Source organism: Sphingobium xenophagum, from assembly GCF_002288285.1.
Lineage (GTDB): Bacteria > Pseudomonadota > Alphaproteobacteria > Sphingomonadales > Sphingomonadaceae > Sphingobium > Sphingobium xenophagum.
This window is the reverse complement of sequence record NZ_CP022745.1, coordinates 2,432,229-2,440,735: the sequence shown is the minus strand read 5'-3', so window position 1 is coordinate 2,440,735 and position 8,507 is coordinate 2,432,229. Positions and strand designations below refer to the sequence as shown.

Genomic DNA, 8,507 nt, shown 5'->3' with positions numbered 1-8,507 from the left:
GCGCCAATCACCGGGCAATCGATCCAAAGAGCGCCGCCCGCGGGCTAGCAATTCGCCCAGCTTGCGAAGTGCTTTTACGTCGTGCTCCATAGCCCCCCCAAAACGGCATCCAGACTGACAGAATCGTCTGCTGTCCTGCTTTGGGACAAGAGGGTCGAACATTCCCTCCGTTGAACCGGTCGGACCGTCGAACAGCGGAACCGGCAACGCGGACGACCGTTCATGTCACACCGGCAGTTTGAACCGGGATGACTAGAACGTGAGCGACGCGACCCGCTTATTTCCGACTTTTTCGTATAAATCTGACCGCTGATTTGCGCGGCATAGTTATCTTCGAATCAACCTAACTAGTCTGTCAAACCTTGCAACTTATCGCAAGCTGATAACAGGTCGCCGCAGCGCTACTCAGCGACGCTGCGCGTTGGCCGTTTTGCGGCCCATCGGGCTGATGCAGTCTTCCACTCATCCCCGTTTCAGCCTGTCAGTCAATCGGGGTCGGTCGCAAACCCGCAAGAAAAAGCGCGCGAAGCCATCGGCCTCGCGCGCTTCAAGGTTGCGCTATGGGAGAGGGAGTTTAGCGCGAAGCGAATTGGCGGCCCTTGGTCGCGATGGCCCAGCGCTGCGGCGTCGCGCCCGGCGCGCCTTCACGCACGAAACACTGGCCGTGCTGCGACTGAATGGTGCGGCAGGCGGTTACCGCGTCGGCCCGGCTGCCAAAGCCGCTGATGGCGAGACGGTGGAAGGACTTGCCCTTGACCGTCGCCTGGCTGGTGAGGACCGGGAAAGCGGCCAGCGCGCTGCTGCGGCCAGCCATGTTCATCCATTTTTCCTTGGCGATCGCCGCCGTGTCATAGGCGCCCAACTGGACGACCCAATTGCTGGCGCCAGCACTGACCGGCTTGATGAAGGCGACCTGTTGCATCCGCGCGGCTGGCTGCGTCGCGGACGCGACGGCATTCTGCGCCTTGGCATGGGCCTTTGCGCCCACTGGCTTGGCCCGATGATCTTCGATGATGAAGTCGCGGGCCGCGACGCGCACAGGCGCGGGCTGAACGACCGGCGCGGCTTCGACGACAGGTGGAGCGGCCTCGACCATGGCGGTCTGCACCGGCGTTTCCGGTTGCTCTGCCAAGGGTGGCGCAACATCGGACGGCGCAGCGGCCATTTCGACTGGCGCTGGACCGGCTGGCGCGAGCGCGAGAGCGACTGGCTGGCCGGCATCGGCGGCATCAATCGTGACGCCCATCAGCGCGGCGACGCGCTGCGGCGCGAGCGAGGGTTCGGCAATCTGCGCCCAGTCGGAAATACGCTTGTTCGCGGCCAATGGATCAAGGTCCATGCCCACGATCATGCGGGCATCCTTCCAGCGGCCAGCCAGCGCATAGGCATAGGCCAGATTCTGGCGGGTCCGGGCAGTGGCGGACGGGTCGTGAATGGCTTCGGACAGGACACGCACGCCTTCGGGTGCATCGCCGGCCATGGCCATCGCCAGACCATAATCGCCCGCAGGCACCGTATCGGCATGGGCCAGCAACAGGCTGCGCGCGCTATCGGCGCGACCCTGCGCGACCTGCACCAGCGCCAGGCTGACGATCGTGCGCGCATCGTTGTCACCCAGCGTCATCGCGTCGGTCAGCGCGGCTTCGGCGGATGCGAAACGTCCCGCCAGCACATAGGCGCGGCCCAAAATCTGTCGATAGGCGGCGTTTTGCGGCGCGAGCTGCACCGCGGCCTCTGCCGCCGCGATCGCCTTGTCACCGTTGCGATCGGCCAGCGCCTTTTCGGCGGCGATGGCGAGCTTTGCCGGATTGCCCTTTTGCTGGACAGCCGATGCAGAAGGACGGAAGGCCGCCCCGGTGCAGCCAACCATCGTCGTGGCGACCAGCAACGATGAAATCGCCGCCTTTGCAAATGTGTTGCGCTTCATAGTCCTACCCACCCTTCTTTCACTGGTTGCCGCGCATGTGCGGCAACTGCTGTGTCAGCCGGTCAATTTCCGGCAGGTCGTTGAGAAAATTGTCGAGAGATTCAGTAATGATCTGCTGTGCCGAGCGGCCGGTGATGGCGCAGGCGAGCCGCAGTTTGAGATGACGATCCGCGTCGATCCGCAACGTGAAGGCCGCCTTGCGGCTGGCCTTGGCTTTCGCGCTTGCCTTGGCCGCCGCTTTGCGCGGCGCAGGCTTGCCCGCCAAACGTTCGACCAGTTCCTCGCGCTCGATGACGACGGGCGGGACCGGGGCTGAAACGGGGAGCGCTGCAGGCATCGGCGTCAGGCCGATCGCAACCGGCGGCTCGTCCGTTGGCAACGGCGCTGGTTCGACGTCGAACCCCATGTCATTCCAGCCCAGATCATCCTGCTGAAGGGCAGCGCCAGCCGTGCGGCCAAAGCCGAGCATCGGGCGGCGCATGGCAGGCTGGGCCGCGCCCTTGCGGGCGAGCAGACCGGAGGTGAGTGATGCGAGTGGTTTGGGTTCACCCATGATGCGTCCCCTTACTGGCCGATCACGCGGCGACCGAAGCCCCCGCCGACCGGACGGCTTGCGACGGTACCGACGCTGCCCTGGGGCACGGAAAAGACCGTGCGGCGGAAATTCTTTTCAAGCCGGTCGGAGATATAGGACCATAGCGCCACGACCTCCGCCGCAGACCGTCCCTTGGGGTCCACTTCCATCACGGTGCGACCGTCGATCATGGAGGCCGCGAAATCGGTGCGGTGATGCAGGGTGATGGGGGCAACGGTGCCATGCTGCGACAGGGCAACGGCGGCTTCCGACGTGATCCGCGCCTTGGGCGTTGCGCCGTTCACGACAAAGATCAGTGGCTTGCCCGCGCGCTCGCACAGATCGACCGTTGCGCCGACGGCGCGCAGGTCATGGGGGCTGGGACGGGTCGGCACGACGATCAGTTCGGCGACGGAAATGACGCTCTGGATTGCCATGGTGATGGCGGGCGGCGTGTCGATGACGGCGAGTTTGAAGCCCTGCTGCCGCAGGATTTCCAGGTCGGCGGCCAGCCGCGCCGCGGTCGTCTGGGCAAAAGCGGGAAATTCGGCTTCGCGCTCATTCCACCAATCGGCCAGCGATCCCTGCGGATCAATGTCGATCAGCACAACTGGACCCGCACCCGCGTTCTGCGCCTGCACGGCCAGATGGCCAGACAGGGTGGTCTTGCCCGATCCGCCCTTCTGCGATGCCAAAGCCAAAATCCGCACGCAAATCCCCCAGAAATCGAGTTCCGTTCAGGATTTGCCATGACCGCGCCTAAAATTCGGTTAATGGGCGAGGAAGTTTGATTGACGAAAGGTCAACAGGGTTAAGGTCGTTTCAGGCATGAGGAGCCTGTGATAATCAGACATTAACCTTGTTTCATCATAGCCGCTGCAAATCTATTGGCGCAGGAGCATGTGCATATGAAGCGTATATGGGGAACTGTCGCTGTCGGCGCCATGATCGGCATCGCGGCACCAGCCATGGCCGATGTGAAAACCGGCGTCGATGCCTGGCAGCAGGGCGACTATGCCAAGGCGATCGGCGAATGGCGGCCGCTGGCCCAAAATGGTGATCCTGACGCGCAGTTCAATCTGGGCCAGGCCTATAAGCTGGGCCGCGGCGTACAGCCGGATCTCAACGCCGCGATGGACTGGTATCGGAAAGCCGCGGCGCAGGGGCATTTGCGGGCAGAGGATAATCTGGGCCTGTTGATGTTCCAGCAGGGCGACCGCGCAGGGGCGATGCCTTACCTCCAGCGGGCCTCCACGCGGGGCGAACCGCGCGCGCAATATATTGTCGGCACGGCGCTGTTCAACGGCGATCTGATCGGCAAGGACTGGGTACGCGCCTATGCGCTGATGACCCGCGCCTCCACATCCGGACTGGCGCAGGCGACCACCAGCCTGGAGCAGATGGACAAGTTCATCCCGGAAGATCAGCGCAAACAGGGTCTGGCTCTGGCAGCGACACTGGAACAGTCCGAAAAGGGTGGCGCGCTGGCGTCGGCCAGCCCCGCCCCGCCCCGGCCCGCGCCATCCGGCATACGCAAGACCGATTTGCCGCCATCGACCGTCGCCCAACCCGTCGCACAGCCCGTCGTCACCCCGCCAGCGCCCAAGCCGGCCCCGGTTACGCCCAAGCCTGCGCCGCAGATCGCCGTCGCCAAGCCCAAGCCGACACCCCGTCCCGCCAACCCGGTCCCTGCGCCCGCCGCATCGGGCGGCTGGCGCGTCCAACTGGGTGCGTTCAGCGAAGACGGGCGCGCTCGCGCTTTGTGGGGCCAGTTGACGGGCAAGGTCAGCGGCCTGTCCGCCTATCAACCCTATCTAGTCAAGGCTGGCGCGGTGACACGGCTGCAAGCCGGGCCGGTTGCCAGCAGCAATGACGCCAGCCGCCTGTGCAGCCGGATAAAGGCGGCAGGCGCAGACTGCATTCCCAAGAAGATGTGAGCATCAGGCCATCCTGGCCTGATCCACAATCCAGTCGCCAAACTGGCTGAGCGCCGGATGGACAGGTGTTTCCAGCGGGCGGGCGAGATAATAGGCTCGCTCGCTCGACAATGGCCGGGCAAACGGGATGACCAAAGTGCCTGCATCCAGTTCCGGCTGGATCAGGAAGCTGGGGATCAGCGCCACCCCTGCCCCCGCCGCAGCGGCCTGCGCCAGCATCAGGAAATGTTCGAACGCGGGACCGGGCGGCAGCGTCCCGGCCTCCACGCCCGCCGATGCGAACCAGCGCGCCCAGGCATCGCGCCGCGAACTCTGACTGAGCAACGGAGCCGTCAGCAGATCGGCAGGCTGTCGCAAGGGGTGCGCGGCCAACCAGGCCGGCGCGCAGACCGGCACCGCCTCTTCGCGAAACAGGAAATCCATCGCGGCGCCAGGCCATTCGTCGGGTGTGCCGAAATGGATGGCGGCATCAAATTCCTCCTGCGCGAAATCGAACGGTTGCGACCGCGCGGCGAAATCCACCACCAGTTGGGGATGCAGGGCGCTCAGATGCGGCAGGCGCGGCGCAAGCCAGCGCATGCCGAAACTGGGCAGGGTCGCTATCCGCAGCGCCCCCGGTGAGCGGCGCATGGTCATGCGCGACGTGGCCCGACGAATGCGATCCAGCGCTGGCAGCAAGTCATCGGCATAGATACGGCCTGCTTCGTTGAGCCGCACCCGCCGACCGACCCGGTCGAACAAGGGCGTTTCCAGCCAGTCCTCCAATTGCGCGATCTGACGACTGACCGCGCTTTGCGTCAGGCCGATCGCTTCGCCAGCCCGCGAAAAGCCGCCATGACGCACCGCCGCCTCGAAACTGGTCAGCGCGGTCATGGATGGCAGCCATTTGCGATCGTCATTCATTCCATTCTCGCATCAACAGATGACAGGTCACCATTTGGAAAATACCACATAGGCTGAGATAAGGTGGCTGTCACCGGGAGCAATCTATGTCGAACGAGAATGATGGCCATGTCGTCGCACTAACGCTGGCGACGCTGGGCGAAGTGGCGGCACGGCGGACGCTCGATGCGCTGGCGATCGATCCTGCCTTGCTGGCGGAGCAAGGCGCTACGGTGTCGCGCGCGGCCTTTGCGATGGCGATGAACATCGCCCTGTTCGATGATCTGTTGAAAAGGGTGCGCAGCGGCGCGGCCTATGTCGCCGATACTGTCGCGCGTGGCGGCCGGGTGACGTTCGACCATGGCGCGCTGCGGACGATCCGCCTGCCGCATGGACCAACCGGCGCGCTGCCAGGCGGCGAGGATGCCTTCACCCGGATATTGCAGCCGCTGGGTTATCAGATGGCGGCCATCTATCCGCTCGACCGGCTGCGCATGACCGGGCGCGCCTATGTGCATGCCGACCGGCCCGAAGCCATCCCGCAATTCTTCCTGTCCGAACTGCATGTCGACCGGTTCGATGCGGAATTCGGCGCGGTGGCCGCCCGGATATTCGGCACCTCGCGCGATCCTTTGGGCGATGCGGAGCAAGCCGTGCTGGCGCGCTATGGCGCTGGCGAACCAGTGGCGCTGGATGAGGCGGTAGCGGCATTGCCGGGGATCGTCGCCGCGTTCGACCGGCAGCACGAGATGCCCAGCTTTGCCGATTATCAGCTGCTCCTGTCCCGGTCCAACGAGGCGGCCTGGATCGCGACCGAAGGTAACGCCTTCAACCATGCAACCGACCGTGTGGCCGATGTCGCCGCTTTGGCGGATCGGCTGAAGACGGAAGGTCAGCCGATCAAGGAACGGCTGGAGATTTCTGCAACCGGCCGGATACGGCAGACCGCATTCAGGGCCGATAGCGTCGAGCGGCTGTTCGGTGATGGGGCGTTGCGCGACGTGCCGGGCTCCTTTTACGAATTTATCAGCCGGGAGGTTGATCCGGCGACAGGCAGGCTGGACCTTGCCTTTGACACGGGCAACGCCACCGGCATTTTCGCCATGACCAGCGCGGGCGCAAGCGCATGATGCTGCAATCCTTCGACCCCGCCTCACGCGCGTTGATATGGGAAGGCCCGGTCGCCGATGCCGCCGCCTGCAACCGGGCGATCGCCACGGCCCGCGCCTCCCTGCCCGGCTGGCGCGCGCGCGCCGTGGAGGAGCGGATCGCCGTCGCGCGGCGCTATGCGCTGGTGCTGGAAGAAAGGCGGGCAGCGCTTGCAGAGCTGATTTCGCGCGAGACCGGCAAATTGCTGTGGGAGAGCGACGCCGAAATCGGGTCCATGATCGCCAAGGTCGAGGTGTCGATCGCTGCCCATGCCGAACGCACTGGTGAACGCACCGCCGCCATGAACTTTGGCCGGGCGGTGCTGCGCCATCGCGGGCATGGCGTGATGGCGGTGCTGGGTCCGTATAATTTCCCCGGCCATTTGCCCAACGGCCATATCGTCCCCGCCCTGATCGCCGGCAATGCGGCGGTATTCAAGCCATCGGAAATCGCACCAGCCACGGGCGCAGCGATGGCTGACGCCTGGGCCGCAGCGGGGCTGCCCGACGGGCTGCTCAACGTCGTGCAGGGCGGCCGGGCGACCGGAGAGGCGTTGGTAGCCGGTGACATTGACGGGCTGCTCTTTACCGGATCGGCCGGTGCTGGCGCGGCGCTCAGACGGGCGCTGGTGGACCGGCCCCATGTCATCATGGCATTGGAACTGGGCGGCAATAATCCGCTGATCGCATGGGATAGCCCGGACGAAGCCGCGTCGATCATCATCAATTCCGCCTTCATCACCACTGGCCAGCGCTGTTCCTGCGCAAGGCGGCTGATCGTGCCGGAAGGCGTAGTTGGCGATCGGATTGTCGCTGCCGTGGATGGGTTGGCGGCGCGCCTGCCGATCGCGGCATGGAACGAGCCGGGCGATGCCTTCATGGGGCCGCTTGTGTCCGATCAGGCCGCCGCTGCGGCCCATCGCGCCGTCAGCGACCTCGTCGCACGGGGCGCGCGGGTCATCCGACCCTTCGCAGCAGTTGACGGGCGCAGCGCCGCCTTTGTTACACCGGGCATCATCGACATGACCGGCATGGACGGACCCGATGCAGAAATTTTCGCGCCCTTGCTGTCGGTGATCCGGGTGCCGGATTTCGACGCGGCGATGAAGGTCGCCAACGCCACCGCCTTTGGCCTGTCCGCCGGATTAATCTCTCAGGACGCGGCCCTGTGGGAGCGGATGGTGGAGGAAAGCCGCGCGGGCGTGGTCAATCGTAACCGGCCAACCACGGGCGCGGCGGGCAACATGCCCTTTGGCGGCCTGGGCGCGTCGGGCAATCACCGCCCCAGCGCCTATTATGCCGCGGATTATTGCGCCTATCCGATCGCCAGTTTCGAGGCGGACGGGGTGCAACCCGTCCCCATCAACGGGCTGGCCTGACCCGGAATCGCAGGCCAGCACCGGAATTGAGGGCTGTGAAGTGGGATCGCGGTGGAGCGCCCCGTTTCGCTTAACCGGCGCGGTGCATCGCGCAGAGCTTGTTCCCGGACGGATCGCGAAGATAGGCCAGATAAAGCGGGCCAAAGCCGGACTCGCGAATGCCTGGCGGATCTTCGCAAGTCGTACCGCCAGCCGCAACGCCCGCAGCGTGCCAGGCATCAGCCTCTGCAGGCGTGGCCATGCTAAAGCCGATGGTTCCGCCATTGGCGCATGTCGCCGGCTGGCCATTGATCGGCTTGGTCACGAGGAACAGGCCGCCATTATGCATGTAGATCAAGCGGCCACGGTCATCCGTGAAACCCGGTTTGCCGCCCATCGCCTGAAACAACGCATCGTAGAATATCCTGGCGCGATCGATATCGTCGGCGCCCACCATGACGTGACTGAACATGAGATTTCCCTGTTTGCAGGATTAGCGGAGCGTATCGCTATGCGCCGGACAAACGGATGGGGCCAGTTACACCAGCCGAACCCGCGTCGCCAAAGCGCGTGGGTGTCAGAAGATCGTGCTGTAGAGGAACCAGCCGACAATCAGCAGGCTCGACACGATGCAGATACGATCACCAAAGACGTCGATACGAGACATCACAAACATCCTTC

The 8,507-nt window shown here is 64.7% G+C and carries 8 protein-coding genes; 3 read left to right on the top strand and 5 right to left on the bottom strand.

What is annotated here, in order from left to right; translation table 11 throughout:
- Positions 1-574: 574 nt before the first annotated feature.
- Genes CJD35_RS12050 through CJD35_RS12040 form a run of 3 tightly spaced genes read right to left on the bottom strand, consistent with a single transcriptional unit; the run spans position 575 to position 3,211 of the window.
- Positions 575-1,927 (bottom strand): SPOR domain-containing protein, encoded by a 1,353-nt coding sequence (locus tag CJD35_RS12050; RefSeq protein WP_017182491.1) that lies wholly within the window; start codon positions 1,925-1,927, stop codon positions 575-577.
- Between the two features lie 19 nt (positions 1,928-1,946).
- On the bottom strand, positions 1,947-2,480 hold the full coding sequence (locus CJD35_RS12045; RefSeq protein ID WP_017182492.1) for a hypothetical protein: 534 nt from the start codon (positions 2,478-2,480) through the stop codon (positions 1,947-1,949).
- An 11-nt stretch (positions 2,481-2,491) separates the two neighbouring features.
- Positions 2,492-3,211: a ParA family protein gene (locus CJD35_RS12040; RefSeq protein WP_017182493.1), complete on the bottom strand. Its 720-nt coding sequence runs from the start codon at positions 3,209-3,211 to the stop codon at positions 2,492-2,494.
- A gap of 198 nt (positions 3,212-3,409) precedes the next feature.
- Between CJD35_RS12040 and CJD35_RS12035 the strand changes: the two genes are divergently transcribed.
- Positions 3,410-4,438: an SPOR domain-containing protein gene (locus CJD35_RS12035; RefSeq protein WP_174703646.1), complete on the top strand. Its 1,029-nt coding sequence runs from the start codon at positions 3,410-3,412 to the stop codon at positions 4,436-4,438.
- Positions 4,439-4,441: 3 nt separating this feature from the next.
- Here CJD35_RS12035 and CJD35_RS12030 read toward each other — a convergent pair whose 3' ends face one another.
- Positions 4,442-5,341 (bottom strand): LysR substrate-binding domain-containing protein, encoded by a 900-nt coding sequence (locus CJD35_RS12030; protein ID WP_017182495.1) that lies wholly within the window; start codon positions 5,339-5,341, stop codon positions 4,442-4,444.
- Positions 5,342-5,427: 86 nt separating this feature from the next.
- On the opposite strand from CJD35_RS12030, the gene CJD35_RS12025 reads away from it, so the two are divergent.
- Complete coding sequence (locus CJD35_RS12025) at positions 5,428-6,450, top strand: 2-oxoadipate dioxygenase/decarboxylase family protein (protein WP_017182496.1); 1,023 nt, start codon at positions 5,428-5,430, stop codon at positions 6,448-6,450.
- Positions 6,447-7,847 (top strand): succinylglutamate-semialdehyde dehydrogenase, encoded by a 1,401-nt coding sequence (gene astD, locus CJD35_RS12020; protein ID WP_017182497.1) that lies wholly within the window; start codon positions 6,447-6,449, stop codon positions 7,845-7,847. The genes CJD35_RS12025 and astD overlap by 4 nt, the downstream gene beginning before the upstream one ends.
- Before the next feature lie 70 nt (positions 7,848-7,917).
- On the opposite strand, the gene CJD35_RS12015 is transcribed toward astD, so the two are convergent.
- On the bottom strand, positions 7,918-8,298 hold the full coding sequence (locus CJD35_RS12015) for a VOC family protein (RefSeq protein ID WP_017182498.1): 381 nt from the start codon (positions 8,296-8,298) through the stop codon (positions 7,918-7,920).
- Positions 8,299-8,507 lie beyond the last annotated feature (209 nt).